Below are 20,883 nucleotides of genomic sequence, written 5' to 3'. Positions count from 1 at the left end.
CGGCGGGCCTGGCGGCCGGATCGGCCCGGGCGGCCCGGGCGGGATGCCGGGCCGAGCGGGCGGGATGCCGCCGGGCACGGGCGGGCCGGGCGGGGGCGGCATGTTCGGCGGCGACACCCAGTCGCTGAGCCAGGCCGTCGCCTACGCCAGGGCCCACGGCGGCGGCACGGTCGCCGTCGCGAGCCAGAGCGGCGCCGCGTCGCAGATCCTGGCCTCGGGCTCGAGCAGCCCGGTGGTCGCGCTCGGCGGCTTCTCCGGCCGCGAGAGCCAGGTCAGCGTCGGCTGGCTGGCCGACGCGGTCGCGAGCGGCAAGGTTCGCTGGGTGATCGCCACCAGCGACGGCGGCGGGATGCGCGACGGTCGGGTCGGCGCCAGCGACGTGATGGCGATCGTCCAGGAGGTCGGCAAGGCGGTCCCGAGCGTCGACGGGCTCTACGACCTGCAGGGCCTCGCGAGCGCCCTGCGCGCCGCGGGGTAGCGGTGGGCGACGCGACGCTCCGGTCGCCGGTCGACCGGAACGTCGCGGTCCGTCGCCGGCGCCGGTCGCCCAGGCGGCTCCCAGGTTCCTCACAGGAATGGCGGCGATACTGGGCGCATGGCCACCGAAGCCGCTCCGGCGCACCGCGTCCTGGTCGTGGACGACGAGCCGAACATCGTCGACGTGCTCTCGATGGCCCTGAAGTTCCAGGGCTTCGAGGTCGCCACGGCGGCGACGGGGGAGGAGGCGCTGGCCCAGGTCGAGGCGTTCCGACCCCAGATCATGGTCCTCGACGTGATGCTGCCCGACATCACCGGGTTCGACGTCGCCGAGCGGCTCGGGGCGCAGCGCAGCCACGTGCCGATCATCTTCCTGACCGCCCGCGACGCGACCGAGGACAAGCTGCGCGGCCTCACCAGCGGCGGCGACGACTACGTCACCAAGCCGTTCAGCCTCGAGGAGCTGGTCGCCCGGATCCGCGTCGTCCTGCGGCGGACCGGCCAGGCGCTGGACGAGTCGCCGGTGCTGCGGTTCGAGGACCTGGAGCTGGACGAGGACACCCGCGAGGTGACCCGCGCCGGCGTCCCGATCGAGCTGACCGCCACCGAGTACCGGCTGCTGCGCTACTTCCTGCGCAACCCGCGCCGGGTCCTGACCCGGGCCCAGATCCTCGACCACGTCTGGGACTACGACTTCGGCGGCGACGCGCGCGTGCTGGAGACCTACGTCAGCTACCTGCGCAGGAAGCTCGAGGTCGTCGGCGACGACGGCCAGCCGCGGCCGTCGCTGATCCACACCGCCCGCGGCGTCGGCTACGCGCTGCGCGCGCCGAGGCGCTGAGCCGTGCCCCTGCGACCGACCACGCCGCCAGCGGCCGCCGAGGGGGCGGGGCCCGCCGCGGCCACCACCGCCGCGCCGCGCCGGCGGATCGACCCGCGCGGCTGGTCGCTGCGCGGGCGGCTGGTGGCCACGCTGTTCGTCCTGACCGCGGTCGCGATGGTCGTGCTGGCGGTCGTCACCTACGCGACCCAGCGCTCGTTCCTCAACGATCGCCTCGACGACCAGACCCGCACCGTGCTGCCGGCCGTCGGGCACGCCGTCGGCGAGGACGACGACGACCGGTCGTCGTCGAAGGAGCCGTCGGAGGACGGCAGCGAGGCGGCCGTCGTGCCCGGTCCGGGCAGCGCGCTGCCGCCCGGGGCCTACGTCGGCCAGCGCCGCGCCGACGGGACCTGGGCGTCGTATCGCCAGCCCCTGAGCTATCTCGGCAAGCGGCTGCCGCCGCCGCGGCTGCCGTCCGACCTGCGGCCGGAGCAGCTGCTGACCGTCGAGGCGGTCGGGACCGACGACGTCCGCTACCGGGTGCGGACGGCGGTCAACCCGCGCCGCGACGCGCTCGACGTCGTCGCGCTGCCGCTGAGCGAGGTCGATGACTCGCTCAGCCAGCTGCTGCTCGTCGAGGGCCTGGTGCTGGCCGCGACCCTCGCCCTGCTGACCGGCCTGGCCTGGATCGTCGTCCGGGTCGGCCTGCGACCGCTCGAGCGGATGACCGACATCGCCGGCGCGATCGCCGCCGGCGACCTCGACCGCCGCGTCGACGTCGCCGCCCCGGGGACCGAGGTCGGCAGGCTCGGCCTGGCGCTCAACGGGATGCTGGGACGCCTCGAGCGGGCGTTCGCCGAGCGCGAGGCGAGCGAGGGCCGGCTGCGGCAGTTCCTCTCCGACGCCTCGCACGAGCTGCGGACGCCGCTCTCGTCGATCCGCGGCTACGCCGAGCTGCACCGCGTCGGCGCGCTCCGCGAGCAGGCCGACGTCGAGCGGGCGATGGGCCGGATCGAGGACGAGGCCGCCCGGATGGGGACGCTGGTCGAGGAGCTGCTGGTGCTGGCCCGCCTCGACGAGACGCGCGAGAAGGCGACGGCCGATGTCGACGTCTCGCAGCTGGCCGAGGACGCCGCCCACGACGCCCACGCCGCCGCCCCCGATCGCGAGATCGCGGCCGACGTCGACGGCCAGGCGATCGTCCACGGCGACGGCGACCAGCTGCGGCAGGTGCTGGCCAACCTGGTCCGCAACGCGCTCGTCCACACCCCGGCCGGGACCCCGGTCGAGATCTCCTCGCGGCGCCGGGGCCGCTGGGTCGAGATCGAGGTCCGCGACCACGGCCCCGGCCTGCCCGACGTCGATCCCGAGGAGCTGTTCGGCCGCTTCTGGCGCAAGGAGGCGGGCCGCACCCGCGGGCCGAGCGGCGCCGGGCTCGGGCTCGCGATCGTGGCGGCGATCGTGGACGCCCACGACGGCGAGGTCGAGGCCCGCGACGCCGACGGCGGCGGGGCCTCGTTCGTGGTCCGGCTGCCGCTGGCGAAGGGCGCGCCGCCCGCCCCGCCGGCGTAGGCCGCCGGGCTACTCGGCGTAGAGCCCCTCGATCTCGGCCGCGTACTTGGCGGCGATCGGCTTGCGCTTGAGCTTCGAGGTCGGGGTCAGCTCGTCGCCGCCCGGCTCCCAGTCGACGGGCAGGATCCGAAAGCGCTTGATCTGCTCGACGCGCGACAGCCGCTCGTTGGCCCGGGCGACCTCCGCGGCGACCGCGGCGACGACCACCGGGTCGTCGCTGAGGGTCGCGGCGCTGGCGTCGTCGAGCCCGCGGACGGCGGCGTGGGCCGCGGCGGCGTCGGGATCGAGAACCAGCAGCGCGACGTTGTACGGTCGCGCGTCGCCGATCGCGATCGCCTGGCCGATCAGCGGGCCGGCGGCCTTCAGGACCAGCTCGATGTTCGCGGGCGACATGTTCTTGCCGGCCGCGTTGATCATCAGCTCCTTCTTGCGGTCGACCAGCCGCAGGTAGCCCTCCTCGTCGAGGGTCCCGATGTCGCCGGTCCGCAGCCAGCCGCCGTCGGCCATCGTCTCGGCGGTCTTGGCCGGCTCGCCGCGGTAGCCGCGCATCACGGTCGTCCCGCGAACGAGCACCTCGCCGTCGTCGGCCAGCCGCAGCTCGAGCCCGGGCACGGCCGGGCCGACGGTCCCGATCTTGATCCGGTCGGGCGGGTTGATCGCCGCGCAGCAGGAGAGCTCCGACATCCCCCACAGCTCGCAGATCGGCAGTCCGAGCGCGCCGAAGTACTCGAGCACGTCGGGCGGGATCGGCGCCGCGCCGGAGACCGACCAGCGGACCTGGTCGAGCCCGATCGCCGCCCGCAGCGGTCCCAGCACCAGCTGCTCGGCCTTGGCGTGCTCGGCCAGCAGCGCCGCGTCGGGACCGGGGCCGTCGCCGGCGATCAGGGCCTGCTCGGCGCGCACCCGCCGCAGGCCGACGTCGATCGCCCACCGCATCGCCCGCTGCCGCTCGGGGTCCGGCTCGCGGTCGAGCTTGGCGTCGAGCGCGGCCTTGATCTTCTCCCAGACCCGCGGCACGGCGCCCCAGATCGTCGGGCGGACGTCGGCCAGGGCGCCGGCGACCGCGCGCGGGTCGGGGACGCAGGTGATCTGGACCCCGAACGCCATCGCGCTGTAGTGCGACAGCCAGCGGTCGGCGATGTGGGCCGAGGGCAGGTAGGACGGCGCCCGGTCGCCGAACTCCAGCGGCAGCACCGCGGCGGCCGCGCGCAGCTCGGCCAGCAGGTTGTCGTGGGTCAGCTCGACGCCCTTCGGCGGGCCGGTCGTGCCGGAGGTGTAGATCAGGGTCAGGAGGTCATCGCCGGAGACCGCCCGCCAGGTGGCATCGAAGTCGAAGGACGGCTCGCCGAGCGCCTCCAGCTGCTCCAGCGAGATCGCGTCCGGGTCGTCGCCGTCGACGAGGATCACGTGTTCGACGGCGGTCGCTGGCCGCGCGGCCAGGACCCGGTCGAGGAACTGCCGCTCGCAGAGCACCACCCGGTTGCCGGCGTTGCCGAACAGGTGCACGATCTGCTCGGGGGCCGAGGTGTTGTAGACCGAGAACGGCGCCGCGCCGAGGTGGATCGCCGCGGTGTCGCAGAGGTGGAACTCGGGGCGGTTGACCAGCATCAGGCCGATGGTGTCGCCGCGGCGCACGCCGAGCGCGGCCAGGCCCGCGGCGATCCGGCGCACGCGCTCGGCGTAGTCGCGCCAGCGGATCTCGACCTCTCCGCCCGGCGTCCGCAGCGCGATCGCCTCGGGATCGATCGCGGCCGTGCGCTGGAACGCGGCGCAGAGGCTCGCGACGGCGAGCGGGTCGTCGGACGCGGTGTCGCGGGTGCTGCTGGTCTGCGTGGCCATGGCCGTCGGTTCTCCCGGTCGGTGACCCGGCGCGCTCGGGCGCCGGGGGCACGTCGTGCCCGTCGGGCGCGAGCCTCCCATCGCGAGCGGCGCCTGGCAAGCGGCAACGCGCCACGAATGATCGGTCGTCGCGGTGCGCTGCGCACCGCCGGCGGCGATACTCGGCCGATGCCCACGGCCATCTGCAACGGCGTCGAGCTGCACCACGAGGTCCACGGCGAGGGGACGCCGCTGATCTGCGTCCACGGGCTGGGGGCCGACCTGCGCGAGTGGGAGGCCAACCTGCCGGCCTTCGCCGCCCGCCACCGGACCGTCGTGCTCGACAACCGCGACGTCGGCCGCTCGGGCTACGTCGAGCAGCCCTACGAGGTCGAGGACCTGGCCGCGGACGTGCTGGCGCTCGCCGACCACCTGGGGATCGAGCGCTTCCACCTGCTGGGCGCGTCGCTCGGCGGGGCGATCGCGCAGCACGTCGCGTTGGCCGCCCCGGCGCGGGTCCGGACCCTGACGGTGGCGGTCAGCTGGGCCGGTGGCGGACGCTGGTGGCGGGCCCGCGGGCGCGCGCTCTGGCGTGCGGTGCCGCAGATGACGCCGGAGGAGGTCGTCGACCAGCTGCTGATGCTGAGCCTGTCGGCGGCCGCGTACGAGGACGATGCGCAGCGCTCGGCCGCCGCCGAGCGGCTGCTGGCCAACCCGCATCCGCAGCGGCCGGAGGGCTTCTGGCGCCAGGCGCGGGCAGCCAACCGCCACGAGGTCCGGGAGCGGCTGCGGGAGCTGACGATGCCGGTCCACGTGATCGGCGCCGAGCAGGACGTGATGGTGCCGGTCTGGATGAGCCGCGAGCTCGCGATGCTGGTCCCGAACGCCCAGCTGACGATCGTCGAGGGCGCGGCCCACGGGCTCAACCTGGAGCGGGCGGCCGAGTTCAACGCGCTGGTGCTGCGCTTCCTGCGCGAGGCCTGACGGGCCTCAGTCGTTCCACCAGCCGTGGAGCATCTCGCCGTCGCCGGGCCGGCGGGGCCCGACCGCGAGCAGCTCCAGACCCTCCGGGCCGGCCTCGAACGCCCGCACGGTCCGCGGGCCGACGCGCAGCGCGTCGTGGGGCGCCAGGTCCACGAACTCGTCGTCGACGCGCGCGCGACCGCCGCCGGAGAGGACGACGTAGAGCTCCTCGGCCTCGCCGTGGCGGTGGCCGAACGCCTGCCGCGCGCCGGGCCGGACGTGGTGGAGCGACACGCCGGTCCGCTCCAGCCCCAGGTCGGCGGTCACGAAGCGCGCCTCGCCGACGTGGCCGAGGCCGAACCCGGCGGCCTTGTCGGGCAGGTCGAGCAGGTTGAGGTGGGTGATGCCGTCGCGCGCCGGCGGCAGGTCGCCGACGCCGCCGAGCGGGACGCCGTCGATCCGGGCCACGGGCCGGCCGGGGTCGAGCAGCGCCAGCACCGCCGCCACCTGGGGGTCGTCCTGCAGTCCGGCGCTGGCGCGCTCGAGGTCCCCGGCCGAGCTCCACCGCTCGTCGACGCAGATCACGTCCGGATCCTCGCTGCCGCGGCTGATCACGTACTGGTCGCAGCCGGCGGTCCCGCGCAGCTGGTCGGCGACCTCCAGCAGCAGCCGGGCCAGCTCCTCGCCGGATCCGGGGCGGGCGGTGAACTGCACGTGGCGGGAGACGGTCGTCATGCTGGGCACGATGACCCGTCCGGGTGCCACGATCTTGGAGAAATCCGCCAACGCGGGTGGCGCGGAGGGAGACGTCGACGCGACCACCAGCACCCGCGGGATCCTGGCTCCGGGCGAGGCCGCGCGTCGCTTCACGCTCGAGCGGCGGGCGCCCGGCGTCGCCGTCGCCGGGCGGGTCGAGCGCTACTGGATCACCCGCTGGGACCTGCGCGGCCGGCCCGACCACGTCCAGCAGACGCTCCCGCATCCGTGCGTCAACCTGGTGGTCCACGACGGCATCGTCGGCGTCTACGGGATCGCGGCGGTCCGCGACGTCCGGCGCCTGCGGGGGCGCGGCGCGGCGGTCGGGGCCAAGTTCCGGCCGGGTGCGTTCGCGGCCCTGAGCGAGGTCCCGATGATCGACCTCAATGCCCGGCCGCACCGGTTGGCCGAGGTCCTCGGCCGCGACGGCGAGGTCCTCGAGCGCCAGCTGCTGGCCGCCGGGACCGACGATCCGACGCTGCCGATCGCGGCGATCGAGGCCTTCCTGGCGCCGCGGATGCCGGAGCGCGACCGGGCCTACGAGCTGGTGCGGGCGGTCGCGGCGGACATGCTCCGGCGCGCCTCGTCGACCCGCGTCAGCGCGCTGGCCCGCGACCACGGCGTCTCGCAGCGGACCCTGCAGCGGCTGTTCCGCGAGCTGATCGGCGTCGGCCCGAAGTGGGTGCTGCGCCGCTACCGGGTCCACGAGGCGGCCGAGCGGCTGGCCGACGCCGATCCGCCGTCGCTGGCGCGGCTCGCCCACGACCTCGGCTACGCCGACCAGGCGCACCTCAACCGCGAGTTCCGGGAGGCGGTCGGCGTGACGCCCGCGGCCTACCTGCGGGGTACGCCGCCGCCGGCCTGAGGCATCAACCACCCGTCCGTCCCCTTGCCCCGGTGGGGCTTGCATACTAGTGTGGCAACCCCGACGCGGGCGCCGTGCGATGCTGCGTCGGAGGCCCCTTCGAACCGGATCGCAGGACCGATGCCCGACGCCCCGCCCGACCCCGATCCCGCCGAGACCCAGGAGTGGCTGGAGGCGCTCGACGCCGTCCTCGACCACGACGGGCAGGACCGTGCCGAGGAGCTGCTGGAGCAGCTCGTCGCACGCGCCCGCCGCCGCGGGGTGACGGCGTCGCTCCACGGCACCACGCCCTACGTCAACACGATCCCGCCGGAGCGGCAGGCGGCGCCCGACACCGACCAGGCGCTCGAGCGGCGGGTCCGCTCGCTGGTCCGCTGGAACGCCCTGGCCACGGTCCTGCAGGCGAACAAGGAGTCGTCCGAGCTCGGCGGCCACATCGCCAGCTTCCAGTCGGCGGCGACGCTCTACGAGGTCGGCTTCAACCACTTCTGGCGCGCCCCGAGCGAGCAGCACGGGGGCGACCTGGTCTACATCCAGGGCCACAGCTCGCCCGGGATCTACGCCCGCGCCTTCCTCGAGGGCCGGATCGACGAGCAGCAGCTGCGCCACTTCCGGCAGGAGTCGACGGCCGGCGTGAAGGGGCTGTCGTCGTACCCGCATCCGTGGCTGATGCCGGACTTCTGGCAGTTCCCGACCGTCTCGATGGGCCTCGGCCCGCTGATGGCGATCTACCAGGCGCGGTTCATGAAGTACCTCGAGGGCCGCGGCATCAGCGACACCAAGGACCGCGACGTCTGGGTCTTCTGCGGCGACGGCGAGATGGACGAGCCGGAGTCGATGGGCGCGATCGGGATGGCCGGTCGCGAGAAGCTCGACAACCTGACCTTCGTCATCAACTGCAACCTCCAGCGGCTCGACGGACCGGTCCGCGGCAACGGCAAGATCATCCAGGAGCTCGAGGCCGAGTTCCGCGGCGCCGGCTGGAACGTGATCAAGGTCGTCTGGGGCTCGCGCTGGGACCCGCTGCTGGCCGCCGACCGCGACGGCCACCTGGTGCGGCTGATGGAGGAGGTCGTCGACGGCGAGTACCAGACGCTGAAGTCCCGCGACGGCGCCTACGTCCGCGAGCACTTCTTCGGCAAGCACCCCGAGACGGCCAAGATGGTCGAGGACTGGTCCGACGACGAGGTCTGGGCGCTCAACCGCGGCGGCCACGACCCGGCCAAGGTCTACGCGGCCTACGCCGCCGCGCGCGCCCACAAGGGCCAGCCGACGGTGATCCTCGCCAAGACCATCAAGGGCTACGGGATGGGGGCCTCGGGCGAGGGCCAGAACATCACCCATCAGCAGAAGAAGATGACCGAGAAGGTCCTGCTGACCTTCCGCGAGCGGTTCGGGCTGGAGCTGAGCGACGAGGAGGTCCACGACGTCTCGTTCCACAAGCCGCCCGACGACAGCCCGGAGATCGCCTTCCTGCGCGAGCGGCGCCAGGCGCTCGGCGGCAGCCTCCCGGCCCGGCGCGAGACGGCCGAGCCGCTCGAGGTCCCGGACCTCGGCGTCTTCAAGGCGGTGCTCGAGGGCAGCGCCGACCGCGAGGTCTCGACGACGATGGTCTTCGTGCGGCTGCTGTCGGCGCTGCTGCGCGATCGCGACCTGAAGAAGCACATCGTCCCGATCGTGCCCGACGAGTCGCGGACCTTCGGCATGGAGGGGATGTTCCGCCAGCTCGGGATCTACTCCCAGGTCGGGCAGCTGTACCAGCCGGAGGACTCCCAGCAGCTGATGTTCTACCGCGAGGATCGCCAGGGGCAGATCCTCCAGGAGGGCATCAACGAGCCGGGGGCGATGTCCTCGTTCATCGCCGCCGCCACGTCGTACTCGAACCACGGCGTGCCGATGATCCCGTTCTACGTCTACTACTCGATGTTCGGGTTCCAGCGGATCGGCGACCTGGCCTGGGCGGCCGGCGACAGCCGCGCCCGCGGGTTCCTCGTCGGCGGCACCGCCGGGCGGACGACGCTCAACGGCGAGGGGCTCCAGCACGAGGACGGGCACAGCCACCTGCAGGCCGCGCTGATCCCCAACTGCGTCGCCTACGACCCGGCCTACGGCTACGAGCTGGCCGTGATCGTCCACGACGGGCTGCGGCGGATGTACGCCGAGCAGGAGGACGTCTTCTACTACCTGACCGTCATGAACGAGAACTACCCGCAGCCGGCGCTGCCGGAGGGCGCGGAGGAGGGGATCCTGAAGGGGATCCACCGGGTCCGCGCGGCGGACGGGGACGCGGCCGTGCGGCTGCTGGGCTCGGGCACGATCCTGCGCGAGGTGCTGGCCGCGGCCGAGCTGCTGGCCGAGCAGTGGGGCGTCGCCGCCGACGTCTTCAGCGTCACCTCGTTCAGCGAGCTGGGGCGCGACGGCCGGGCGGTCGAGCGCCGCAACCGGCTGCACCCGACGGCGGCGCCCGAGGTCCCCTACGTGACCGCCACGCTCGGCGGCGACGGCGGGGCGGGAGCGACGCCGGTCGTCGCGGCCACCGACTACGTGCGGGCGGTCGCCGACCAGATCCGCCCGTGGGTCCCCGGCGAGTACCACGTGCTCGGCACCGACGGCTTCGGCCGCAGCGACTACCGCCGGGCGCTGCGCCGCTTCTTCGAGGTCGACCGCCACCACGTGGTGGTGTCGGCCCTGCACGCCCTGGGCCGGGCGGAGGACGCCCAGAAGGCCATCGAGCAGTACGAGATCGACGCCGACGTGGAGGCACCGTGGCAGCGCTGACCGAGGTACCCGTCCCCGACATCGGCGACTTCGAGGACGTTCCCGTCATCGAGCTGCTGGTCGCCGTCGGCGACGCCGTGGCGCAGGAGGACCCGCTGGTCGTCCTGGAGTCCGACAAGGCGACGATGGAGGTCCCGTCGCCGGTCGCCGGCACCGTCAGGGAGCTGAAGGTCGCCGTCGGGGACGCGGTCTCCGAGGGGACCGTGATCGCCGTCATCGAGGGCGGCGGGGAGCCGTCGAGCGGCGGCGGAGCGCCGGGCGCGGACGTCCAGGCGCCCGATGGCGGCGCCGGCACGACGGCCGGCGGTTCCGGTGACGACGCGCGGGCGTCCGGCGGCGAGCCGGGGGCCGACGATCGTCGTCTCGACGCCGACGGGGGCGCGAGCGAGCGAACGGGCGGCGATGGGACGTCGGATCGCGAACTCGTCGCGGACGACGCGGCGAGCGGCCGATCGGACGGCCCCGACGGCGGTGCGATCTACGCCAGCCCGACGGTCCGGCGCCTGGCCCGCGAGCGCGGGATCGACCTGGCGACGATCGCCGGCACCGGCCGCAACGGCCGGATCACCAAGGAGGACGTCGAGCGCGGCCCCGCCCCCGGCGCGGCCGCTGCGACGCCCCCGTCGGCGGCAGCGGCCGGCGACGAGGGCGGCGGCCTGGGGCTCGCCCCCTGGCCGAAGGTCAAGTTCGAGAAGTTCGGCGAGATCGAGCGGGTGCCGCTGTCGCGGATCCAGAAGATCTCCGGTCCCGTCCTCGCGCGCAACTGGGTGCGGATCCCGCACGTCACGCACAACGAGGACGCCGACATCACCGAGCTGGAGGCGTTCCGCAAGCAGACCAACGGCGAGCAGTCCGACGTCAAGGTGACGATGGTCGCGCTGCTGATGAAGGCGGCATCGGCGACGCTGAAGGCGTTCCCGAAGGTCAACACGTCGCTCGACGGCGACGACCTGATCTACAAGAAGTACCACCACATCGGCTTCGCGGCCGACACCCCCAACGGCCTGCTGGTGCCGGTCATCCGCGACGTCGACAAGAAGGGGATCCTCGAGATCGCGGCCGACCTGACCGAGCTCTCGGGCAAGGCGCGGGCCGGCAAGCTGATGCCGGCCGAGATGTCCGGCGGGACGTTCTCGATCTCGAGCCTCGGCGGGATCGGCGGGACCTCGTTCACCCCGATCGTCAATGCGCCCGAGGTGGCGATCCTCGGCGCGACCCGCTCGGCGATCAAGCCGGTCTGGAACGGCAGCGAGTTCGTCCCGCGGCTGATCCTGCCGCTGTCGCTGTCCTACGACCACCGCGTGATCGACGGCGCCGAGGCCGCCCGCTTCTGCGCCCACCTGTCCCGCGTCCTCGCCGACTACCGGAGGATCGTCCTGTGAGCAGCACCGTCGACGTCACCGTCCCCGACATCGGCGACTTCGAGGACGTCCCCGTCATCGAGCTGCTCGTCGCGGCCGGCGACGAGGTCGCCAAGGAGGACCCGCTGGTCGTCCTGGAGTCCGACAAGGCGACGATGGAGGTCCCCGCGCCGCAAGCCGGCAGGATCGCCGAGCTGCGGGTCGCGGTCGGCGACAAGGTCTCCGAGGGCAGCGTGCTGCTGACGCTCGAGGCCAGCGAGGCCGACGGCGATGGCGCGACCGGCGGATCGGGCTCCGAGGGCGCGACGTCCGCGGCCGGCGGGGGCGGGCGGGCGGACGCGGCGGGGACCGACGATCGCGGTCTCGACGGCGACGCTGGAGCGAACCGGCGATCGGATGGCTCCGGGACGGACGATCGCGGCCTCGGCGGTGACGCCGCGGCGAGCGCGCGATCGGCGGGCGGGCCCGCCACGTCGTCGGCTGCCGATCGCCCGCAGCCGTCGAAGGCCCCGCGTCAGGGCGAGGTCCACGCCGACCTGGTCGTCCTGGGCGCCGGCGTCGGCGGCTACACGGCGGCCTTCCGCGCCGCCGACCTGGGCCTCGACGTGGTGCTGGTGCACCGCGACGAGACCCTCGGCGGGGTCTGCCTGAACGTCGGCTGCATCCCGTCGAAGGCGCTGCTGCACGCCGCCAAGGTGATCACCGACGCGGCGGCGGCGAGCGAGCACGGGATCCGCTTCGGCGCGCCCGAGGTCGACATCGACGAGCTGCGCGCCTGGAAGGACGGCGTCGTCGGCCGGCTGACCGGCGGCCTGGCGCAGATGGCCAAGCAGCGCAAGGTCCGGATCGTCACCGGCGAGGCCCGCTTCACCGAGCCGCACGCGCTCGACGTCGGCGGCACCGACGTCACCTTCGACAACGTGATCGTGGCGGCCGGCTCGCGGCCGATCGAGCTGCCGGGGATCCCGCACGACGACCACCGCGTGATCGACTCGACCGGCGCGCTGCTGCTGGAGGACGTCCCCGAGCGGCTGCTGGTGATCGGCGGCGGGATCATCGGGCTGGAGATGGCGACCGTCTACGACGCGCTCGGCTCGAGGGTGACCGTGATCGAGATGGCCGACCAGCTGATCCCGGGTGCCGACCCCGACCTGGTCAAGCCGCTCCAGAAGCGGATCGCCGCCCGCTACGAGGCGATCCACCTGAAGACCAAGGTCGAGTCGGTGTCGGTCGTCGACGACGGGCTCGAGGCCAGGTTCCGCGGCTTCGAGGAGGACGACGTGGCGGAGGCGGCCGTCTTCGACCGCGTCCTGGTCGCGGTCGGCCGGACCCCGAACGGCAAGGGCCTGGGGCTCGAGCAGATCGGCGTCACCGTCGACGACCGCGGCTTCGTCCCGGTCGACGAGCAGCTGCGGACCAACGTCCCGCACGTGTTCGCGATCGGTGACGTCGTCGGGCAGCCGATGCTGGCCCACAAGGCCAGCCACGAGGCGAAGGTCGCCGCCGAGGTGATCGCGGGCCACGACGTCGCCTTCGACGTCCGCGGGATCCCGTCGGTCGCCTACACCGAGCCCGAGGTCGCCTGGGTCGGCCTGACGGAGACCAGGGCCAAGGCCGAGGGCATCGAGTACGAGGCCGCGAGCTTCCCCTGGTCGGCGTCGGGGCGGGCCCTGACGACCGGCGCGGCGACCGGCACGACCAAGCTGCTGCTCGACCCCGGGTCGCGGCGCGTGCTGGGCGCGGGGATCGTCGGGGCCAACGCCGGCGAGCTGATCGCCGAGCCGACGTTCGCGCTCGAGATGGGCGCCGAGGCGGGGGACATCGGCCTGACCGTCCACGCCCATCCGACGCTGTCGGAGACCGTCGCCTTCGCCGCCGAGATCGCGGAGGGCACGATCACGGACCTGCCGCAGAAGCGCAGGCGCAAGCCGGCCTGACGCCACCGCCAGATGTGACGTTCCGGTCGGCCCGCGACCGGAACGTCACGGCCCGCGCCGCTCCCGATCCGCGAAACGCCCCGTCCCCGCGGGGCGCGAACGGCCCCGCGCTACCCTCGATCGGGCGTGAGCGCCGTCGATTCATCCCGGGTCGTCCCGCCGCCGAGCGCCAGCGGCGAGTTGGCCCTGCCGTCGGAGTTCGGCGTCCGCCGGCTGGTCCGCCGCGGCCTGCAGGCGATCGCGATCGTCGGGCTGCTGGTGCTGGTCGCCGCGCTCGCTCCCGGGCTCGACGAGGTCCGCGACGAGCTCGGCGGCGCGGCGGTCGGCTGGCTGCTGGTCGCGGTCGCGCTCGAGGCGCTGTCCTGCGTCTCCTACGTGGTCATGTTCCGCCCCGTCTTCTGCCGCCGGATGTCGTGGCGCAGCAGCTGGGACATCGGGATGTCGGAGCTGGCCGTCGGGTCGATCCTCCCGGCCAGCGGCGCCGGCGGCCTGGCCCTCGGCGCGTGGGTGCTGAGCCGGGCCGGGATGCCGGCGGACCGGATCGCGTCGCGGACCGTCGCCTTCTTCGTGATCAAGAGCGGCGTCAACTTCGTGGCGGTCGTCGTGATCGGGGTGATCGTCGGGCTCGGCCTCTGGGGGCCGCACCAGTCGCCGTGGCTGACCTGGCTGCCCGCCGTCGGGGCCGCGCTGGTGCTGGCGCTGGTCGTCGCCCTGCCGCGGATCGGCCCGGGCCCGACGCCGGGGCCGTCGGCGTCGCGATCGCGGCGGATGCTCTCGGCCGGCCGCCGGGCGACGATCGACGGGACCGGCGACGCGCTGGCCCTGATCCGCGGCGGCGACCTGCTGCTGCTCGGCGGGGCGGTCGGGTACTGGGCCTTCGACAACGCCGTCCTCTGGGCGACCTTCTCGGCGATCGGCGACGCGCCCGCGATCCCGGTGATCCTGCTCGGCTACCTGATCGGGCAGCTGGGCGGCGCGCTGCCGCTGCCGGGCGGCATCGGCGGGATGGACGGCGGGCTGATCGGGGCGATGGTCGCGTTCGGCGCGCCGCTGGCGCTGACCGTCGGCGCGGTGCTCGCCTACCGGCTGATCCTCTTCTGGCTGCCGCTGATCATCGGCGGCGCCGCGTTCGTGTCGCTGCGACGGGGGATGAACCGCCCCGAGCGACCGGATCTCTGCGCCGACGGCGCCTGACCGGCGCCGCGGCGCCCGGCACGGTCGCCGCATGGCAAGATCCCCCGCGGGTGAGGGAGAGTCGATCACGCCGTCCGAGCGGGCGCGGCGCACATAGGCGATCACGCTGGACGGCCGCGCTGCTCGCGCTCGGACTGGGGCTCCTCGCGGCCCCGGCGGCGAGCGCGCTGCCGGTGCCCTCGGCCGCCGACCTCCGGGCCTACAGCGACGAGATCGCCGCCGCCTGGGTCCCGCTGGTCGGCCCCGGTGGCGAGATCGCCGACCCGGCGCCGCAGCCACGGACCGCCGCCTACGGCAACGAGATGCTCGGCTACGCGATGCTGCGCCGCTTCGATCGCACCGGTGATCGCCAGGCGAAGCTCGCCGGCCTGCGGGCGCTGCTGTTCCCGGCCAACACCACGGTCACCAACCCGTTCACGCTCTGGGCGCTGACGGAGGCCTTCGGGTGGGCCGACCGGCACCTGGCCGGCGACGCCGACTGGCTGGTGGCGCGCCGCCAGCTGAGCGCCTTCCTCGGCGGCTTGACGGGCACCGCCGGGCGCTGCGTGCCGCCGGCGCCGTGCCTCAGCAACTGGACCCTGATCGACGCCCAGGCGAAGCTGGCGCTGCTGCAGCTGGGCCTGCCCGGCAAGCCCGGATCGCTGATCGCCCGCGGGGCCGAGGTCAAGGCCGAGGCCCGCGAGGTGCTCGGCGAGCGGATGCGGCACTCGGCCCCGGCCGCGGGCACCTCGAACTGGACCAACGGCCCGGTCCAGGTGCTCTCGGACCCGGGCGACGAGCCGCTCGCCTACCACGTCTTCTCGCTCGTTCAGCTGCAGCACGTGCGCGAGGACGACCCGGACCTGTTCCCGGCCCGCAACTGGACCCTGATCGACGAGATGGCCGAGCTGCTGGGGGCGATGACCGCGCCCGACGGCCAGGTCGCCTGGTACGGCCGCTCGTTCGACGAGTCGTTCGCGCTCGCCGCGGCGATCCGCGCCTCGGCCGGCGAGCTCTACTCCGGGTTCCTCTCGTCGAGCCGCGCCGGCGGGGTGCTGGCGCAGACCTGGCAGCGGCTGCGCACCAGCCACGGCCGCGTCCCCGGCAGCGGCGTGATCGCGGTCGTCCCGGCGATCCGGCAGCAGCTGTCCTACGGCGGGATCGACGCCTACGCCGGCCTGGCGGTCTACAACGGGCTGACGCTGCTGATGCTGGAGGAGGCCGCCGACCTGCTGGACCGGATCATCGTGCCGCGCTCCGGCCAGGCGGCGTCGGCGCGCCGCGACGGGGTCCTGATCGACCGCCTCGGCAGCGGCGTCGTGGCGATGCGCCGTGGCCGGGTCTGGATCGGGGTCGCGACCCGGACCGCGGGCCTGCGCCGCTTCCGCCACGACCCGCGCTACCGGATGGGGCTCAGCGTCCTGCAGGTCCGCGACGCCGGCGGCCGCTGGCGTAGCGTGCTGCCGGCGCCGCCGCCGACCGGCGAGTCGCTGCCGGCGATCCCGGTGCCGGTCGTCCACGGCGCCACCTGCGAGCCCTCGGTGACCGCGGTCCGCGTCGTCGACCAGCGCCTGGTCCTGCGCGGCCGCTGGCGCTGCGGCAGCTCGCGCCCGCTGCTCGACGTCGCGATCCGGCCGAGCGGGGGCGGCGTCACGGTGACGGTCGCCGCCCGGCGCGGCTGGCGCCTGACCGGGGCGGTCGACGTCCCGGGCAGCGCCCACGCGCTGTCGGACGGCGCTCGCTGGGCGACCGGGCGGATCACCGTGCCGCGGGGGGCGACCGTCGCACCGCTGCAACGGCTGGCTGCGTCCTCGTCGTCGCACGCCGAGCTGAAGCGCCTGCGCTGGTCGCTCCCGGTCCGCCGCAGCCGCGAGGTCGCGATGCGGCTGGCCGCGGGCTGACGCGGTCTCCGCGGGGCCGCGCCCGGCCCCACGGCCCCCGGCGAGCCCGCCGGGCCTAGGCCCGCTCCCCGATGCCGCGGGCGCCGCGCGAGCGGGCCGCGCGCGCCACGCTCGCGAGCAGCAGCAGGAGCAGGGTGATCGTGATCGCCCGCGTGCGTCCGACGTCGGCCAGCTGCTCGGGCGAGAGCGAGGTCGACAGCAGGACCCCGAGCGCCCCGAAGCCGCCGGCGAGCACCGCCTGCGTCCGCCGCAGGCTCTCGGGCCAGGAGCCGACCGAGACGGCCCACAGCGGCAGCAGCAGCACCAGGGCCAGCGTCATCACCCCGACGGCGTCGGCGCGGCTGTGGCTGGCGGTGACGGCGGGCAGCAGCGCCGAGACGATCGCGAGCAGCGACGCCAGCCCGAGCGTCAGCGGATCGCCGGCGATCGCGGCCAGCCGCCCGGCGATCCGCCGCGGCAGCGACGGGCCGCGGTCGCCGGCCGCGGCCCGGACCGGCGCGCTCGCCGGGCCGGCGGCGACCTCGGCCCGCTCCTGCTCCTCGACCCAGGCGGCGTAGCGACGCACGCCCTCGCGCAGCGGGGTGCTGGCGCGCCAGCCGAGCTCGTCGGCGGCGCGCTGGTTGCGGATCGTCGTCCCCCGCAGGTCGCCGGCGCGGCCCTCGGTGTGGACGATCTCGACCGGTGCGACGACGTCGCGCACGACCTCGGCGAGGCCCCGGATCGTCGTCGTCTCGTCGCTGCCGAGGTTGTAGGTGCGCCCGGCGGCCTGCGGCGCCAGCGCCCGCACGACGCCCTCGGCCAGGTCCTCGACGTAGACGAACGACCGCTCCTGCTCGCCGCTGCCGGCGATCGTCAGCGGCTCGCCGCGGCGCGCGCGGCCGACGAAACTGGGGATCACCGCGGCCGGCCGCGCCCGCGGGCCGTAGGGGATGCCGAACCGGACGACGGTCGACTCGACGCCGTAGAGCTCGGCGTAGGAGCGGCAGTAGAGCTCCCCGGAGAGCTTGCCGGCCGTGTAGAGGTGCGCCGGTGGCGGGAGCGGCGCCAGCTCGTCGACCTCGTCGGCGTCGACGTCCGAGTAGACCCAGACCGTCGAGGCGTAGACCACCCGCGGGGTCGACAGCCGGCGGGCCGCCTCGAGCACGCTGAGGGTGCCGATGCTGTTGAGCTCCGTCGCCCAGTGCGGGCGCTCGAGGACGTCGTTGACGTCGGCCGCCGCGGCCAGGTGGCAGATCGCGGCGCAGCCCTCGGCGGCGGCGAGCACGTCGTCGACGCGCCGCACGTCGCCGATCGCCGTCTCGACCGCGTCCCGGTCGTGCCAGGGGGACGGGCGGGCGTCGAGGATCCGCGGTCGGTGCCCGGCGGCGGCGAGCCGGTCGACGACGTGCGATCCGATGAACCCGGCCCCTCCGGTGACGAGGACGGTCGATGGTGCATCGACGGCGCGCATGGGCAGAGCCTAGGGCCTGTTTCGGGTGCCTCCGTGACGATCGCGTTCACGTTGCGCGCGAATCGCGTGAAGCCGCGGCCGATCGGGACCCGATCGGCCGCGGCCGAGCCTGGCGGCTCAGCGCTGGGGCAGCGCGTGCGCGCCGACCAGCAGCGCGTCCGGGTCGACCGTCGCGCGGATCCGCTCGAGGCGGGCCAGGGCGGCTCCGGGGACGCACTCCGCCAGGCCGGTGCCCGGGTGCTCGGCGAAGCTGGAGAAGCGGGTGCCGGTCGCCCACGGGGAGAGCGCCCGCTGCATGCCGCGCAGGTGATCGGCGATCGCCTGCGCGCGCTCGGGATCGGTCGGGACGCCGACGCCGAACAGCAGGAAGCGGCCCTCGAGCGCCCCGCGGACGCCGCTGGTCGGCGGCGCCTCGGCCAGCGCGCCGCCCAGCTGGCGCAGCTCGGCGACCAACAGCGGCGAGCCCGACCCGGCGCCGGCGGCGGCCAGGAACGCCTCGATCGCGGCCTCGTCGAGCTCCCCCAGCAGGATCGCGTCGGCGACGCCGGGCGTCGGCGGCTCGGGGTCCCCGTGCAGCCGCAGGACGGCGATCGACGGCATCCGCTCCCAGCCCCCGAGCAGCGGCGCGGCGACCGCCAGCAGGCGCTCGACCAGCTCGCGGCCGTCGGCCTCCTCCAGCGCCACGCCGTCGACGCAGACCACCGGGGTCGCGCGCAGCGGCGGCGGGACCTCGTCGACCGGCGGCAGGCAGAGGATCCGCAGCGTCGTGGTGACGCCGCGGGGCGCCTCGCGGGTCCAGGCGTGCCAGGCGCGGACGACCGCCGGGGCGGCGTCGATCGGGAAGAACAGCGCGCCGCCGAAGACCTCGGCGATCGGCAGCAGGGCGAGCTCGACGGCGGTCACGATCGCGAAGCCGCCGCCGCCCCCGCGCAGCGCCCAGAAGAGGTCCGGGTCCGACGCCGCGTCGACCCGGCGCGCGCGCCCGTCGGCGGTCACGACCTCGAACGCGGTCACGTGGTTGACGGCCAGGCCGTGCTCGCGGCCGTAGAAGCTCAGCCCGCCGCCGAGCAGGTAGCCGATCACGCCGACCGTCGGCGAGGACCCGTGCATCGCGGCCAGCCCGTGCGGGGCGCAGGCCTCGGCGACCTCGCCCCAGCGGGCGCCGGCCTGGACCCGCACGCGGCGGGCCAGCGGGTCGACCTCGACGTCGCCGTCGTGGAGCGCCGTCTTCAGCAGCAGCGTCCGGTCGAGCGATCCGATCGCGGCCGCCAGGTGCCCGGTGGCCTGCGGCGCGATCCGCAGGCCGTTGGCGCGGGCGTAGCGGACCGCCGACTGGACCTCGGCGACCGAGGTCGCGACGCAGACGGCGGCCGGGCGCTGGTCGACGGCCAGGTTCCAGGCGCGGCGGGCGGTGTCGTAGGCCTGGTCGTCGGGTAGGACGATCGCGGGAAGCTGGGCCGCGGTGGCGGGACTGGGGAAGGAGGTCGGGCTCATGCCGACAGGGTGCGGCAGCCGCGGGCCCGCTCCCATCCCTCGGCCCGGGGTGATCGATCCCCCGGCCGGCCCCTCGAACGTGGGGGTGGGCATCGCCGCGCCAACTCTTGGGGGTCGCCCCCCTCGATCTTGGGGTGTACGTCGGCGCCGCGACGCCCTACGGTGGTCGCATGGGTCGATCACCGGTACTGGGCACGGGTGCGCTCGCTGCCATCGAACGGGTCTGCGACAGCGGCCTCGGCGCGCAGGAGCTGCTGGAGGAGGTCGTCGCCCGGATCGTCCCGGGCGTCGGGGCCGAGGCGTTCTTCGCCGGCGCGACCGACCCCGAGACCGGGCTCTGCATGGGCGCCGGCGTGGTCGACGGGATGGCGTCGAGCATCTGCGCGCCCTTCTGGGACCACGAGTTCTTCGTCCCGGACTACAACAAGTTCTCCGACCTGACGCCGGAGCGGCCGGCCGCGGACCTCCACGAGGCGACCGGCGGCCGGGTCCAGCGCAGCGCCCGCTGGCGGGCGTTCCACGCGATCTCCGACCTCGACGCCGAGATCCGCGTCGCCTTCCACGCGGGCGGCCGGACCTGGGGCGTGCTGCAGCTGAACCGCCACAGCGGGGCACGGCCGTTCACGTCCGAGCATCGCGACGCGCTGGCGCGGGTGGCGCCGCTGATCGGCCGCGGCCTGCGCACCGCGATGGTCAACGAGCCGGCCGCGCCCGACGCCGGCCGCGGACCGGGGATCCTGATCCTCGACGAGCGCGGGACGATCGTGTCCTGCACCGCCGAGGCCGAGGCCTGGCTGGCGGAGCTGCGCGAGGGCGACTGGTGCGGCGGAGCCTCGGGGCTGCCGGTGCCGATCGAGGTCTTCGCGCTGAGCCTGACCGCGGCCGACCGCCGGCAGCCGGCGGCGTCGCGGCGGGCGCGGCTGCGGACCCGCTCGGGGATGTGGCTGATCGCGCACGCCTCGCCGCTCGGCGACGGCGGGCAGGTGGCGATGGTGATCGAGCCGGCCAAGGCGTCGCAGGTCGCCCCGGTGATCGTCGAGGCCTACGGCCTGACCGCGCGCGAGGTCGACGTCACGCGGCTGGTCGCGCGCGGCCTGAAGACCGACGAGATCGGCGCCGAGCTGTTCCTCTCCCCGCACACCGTCCGCGACCACCTGAAGGCGGTCTTCGAGAAGGTCGGGGTCTCCTCGCGCGGGGAGCTGGTCTCGCAGCTGTTCGCCGAGCACTACCACTCGTCGCTCGACCGCTGCGTCGAGGACGGGGGCGCCCGGGTCAGCGCGCGGCTGGAGCGCGAGTCGGCGCTGGCGCCGCGGGCGATCGACCGCGCCTGCGAGCGGATCCCCGAGCACGTCTGAGGCCCGGGACGCGCGAGCCCGACCGGCCGGCGAGCACCCGCCGCCGGTTCAGCCGCAGGTCCGCACGCTGCGCCCGACGCTGCGGGCGCGGCCGTCGCCGAGGGTGACGCGAGCGTCGACGCGGACCACCCGCCCGGTCCGCACCCGCGGCCCGGCGAGC

15 protein-coding genes are annotated in these 20,883 nt (G+C 75.0%); 11 read left to right on the top strand and 4 right to left on the bottom strand.

Features of this window, described 5'->3' with window-relative positions; all coding sequences use genetic code 11:
• The 3 genes from PAI11_RS14255 to PAI11_RS14245 form a co-directional block, all read left to right on the top strand.
• Window positions 1-478, top strand: a 478-nt coding sequence (locus tag PAI11_RS14255; RefSeq protein ID WP_211656598.1) for a mannosyltransferase YkcB-related protein, incomplete at its 5' end; no start/stop codon positions are given.
• Between the two features lie 117 nt (window positions 479-595).
• Complete coding sequence (locus PAI11_RS14250) at window positions 596-1,318, top strand: response regulator transcription factor (RefSeq protein ID WP_007575992.1); 723 nt, start codon at window positions 596-598, stop codon at window positions 1,316-1,318.
• A gap of 3 nt (window positions 1,319-1,321) precedes the next feature.
• On the top strand, window positions 1,322-2,872 hold the full coding sequence (locus tag PAI11_RS14245) for a sensor histidine kinase (protein WP_007575990.1): 1,551 nt from the start codon (window positions 1,322-1,324) through the stop codon (window positions 2,870-2,872).
• A gap of 9 nt (window positions 2,873-2,881) precedes the next feature.
• Here PAI11_RS14245 and PAI11_RS14240 read toward each other — a convergent pair whose 3' ends face one another.
• Window positions 2,882-4,711: an AMP-binding protein gene (locus PAI11_RS14240; RefSeq protein ID WP_007575988.1), complete on the bottom strand. Its 1,830-nt coding sequence runs from the start codon at window positions 4,709-4,711 to the stop codon at window positions 2,882-2,884.
• Window positions 4,712-4,879: 168 nt separating this feature from the next.
• Between PAI11_RS14240 and PAI11_RS14235 the strand changes: the two genes are divergently transcribed.
• Window positions 4,880-5,674, top strand: a complete 795-nt coding sequence (locus tag PAI11_RS14235; protein ID WP_007575986.1) for an alpha/beta fold hydrolase — start codon at window positions 4,880-4,882, stop codon at window positions 5,672-5,674.
• A gap of 6 nt (window positions 5,675-5,680) precedes the next feature.
• Here the strand turns inward: PAI11_RS14235 and PAI11_RS24485 are convergent, their stop codons facing one another.
• Window positions 5,681-6,388: an antibiotic biosynthesis monooxygenase gene (locus PAI11_RS24485; protein WP_007575985.1), complete on the bottom strand. Its 708-nt coding sequence runs from the start codon at window positions 6,386-6,388 to the stop codon at window positions 5,681-5,683.
• Between the two features lie 10 nt (window positions 6,389-6,398).
• Here PAI11_RS24485 and PAI11_RS14220 point away from each other — a divergent pair, with 10 nt between their 5' ends.
• From PAI11_RS14220 to PAI11_RS14195, 6 genes are all read left to right on the top strand, one after another.
• Window positions 6,399-7,274, top strand: coding sequence for a helix-turn-helix domain-containing protein (locus PAI11_RS14220; protein ID WP_138974321.1), 876 nt, complete (start codon window positions 6,399-6,401; stop codon window positions 7,272-7,274).
• A 120-nt stretch (window positions 7,275-7,394) separates the two neighbouring features.
• Entirely contained in the window at window positions 7,395-10,052 is a 2,658-nt protein-coding gene (aceE, locus tag PAI11_RS14215; RefSeq protein WP_007575981.1) for a pyruvate dehydrogenase (acetyl-transferring), homodimeric type, read from the top strand.
• The gene (locus PAI11_RS14210; RefSeq protein WP_007575979.1) at window positions 10,040-11,434 is read left to right on the top strand and encodes a dihydrolipoyllysine-residue acetyltransferase; all 1,395 of its coding nucleotides are present in this window, start codon (window positions 10,040-10,042) and stop codon (window positions 11,432-11,434) included. The genes aceE and PAI11_RS14210 overlap by 13 nt, the downstream gene beginning before the upstream one ends.
• Window positions 11,431-13,350 (top strand): dihydrolipoyl dehydrogenase, encoded by a 1,920-nt coding sequence (gene lpdA / locus PAI11_RS14205; protein ID WP_007575977.1) that lies wholly within the window; start codon window positions 11,431-11,433, stop codon window positions 13,348-13,350. The genes PAI11_RS14210 and lpdA overlap by 4 nt, the downstream gene beginning before the upstream one ends.
• Before the next feature lie 126 nt (window positions 13,351-13,476).
• Window positions 13,477-14,544, top strand: a complete 1,068-nt coding sequence (locus PAI11_RS14200) for a lysylphosphatidylglycerol synthase transmembrane domain-containing protein (RefSeq protein ID WP_007575976.1) — start codon at window positions 13,477-13,479, stop codon at window positions 14,542-14,544.
• A 173-nt stretch (window positions 14,545-14,717) separates the two neighbouring features.
• On the top strand, window positions 14,718-16,424 hold the full coding sequence (locus PAI11_RS14195) for a hypothetical protein (protein WP_007575974.1): 1,707 nt from the start codon (window positions 14,718-14,720) through the stop codon (window positions 16,422-16,424).
• A 55-nt stretch (window positions 16,425-16,479) separates the two neighbouring features.
• Here the strand turns inward: PAI11_RS14195 and PAI11_RS14190 are convergent, their stop codons facing one another.
• A complete protein-coding gene (locus PAI11_RS14190; protein ID WP_007575972.1) occupies window positions 16,480-17,874 on the bottom strand; it encodes an NAD-dependent epimerase/dehydratase family protein in 1,395 nt (464 codons plus the stop codon).
• Between the two features lie 117 nt (window positions 17,875-17,991).
• Complete coding sequence (locus PAI11_RS14185; protein WP_007575971.1) at window positions 17,992-19,368, bottom strand: FAD-binding oxidoreductase; 1,377 nt, start codon at window positions 19,366-19,368, stop codon at window positions 17,992-17,994.
• Between the two features lie 170 nt (window positions 19,369-19,538).
• On the opposite strand from PAI11_RS14185, the gene PAI11_RS14180 reads away from it, so the two are divergent.
• The gene (locus PAI11_RS14180) at window positions 19,539-20,723 is read left to right on the top strand and encodes a helix-turn-helix transcriptional regulator (protein WP_050897252.1); all 1,185 of its coding nucleotides are present in this window, start codon (window positions 19,539-19,541) and stop codon (window positions 20,721-20,723) included.
• Window positions 20,724-20,883 lie beyond the last annotated feature (160 nt).

Origin of the sequence: Patulibacter medicamentivorans, from assembly GCF_000240225.1 — a bacterium.
Classification (GTDB): domain Bacteria; phylum Actinomycetota; class Thermoleophilia; order Solirubrobacterales; family Solirubrobacteraceae; genus Patulibacter; species Patulibacter medicamentivorans.
This window is presented reverse-complemented; position numbering and strand designations above follow the sequence as displayed.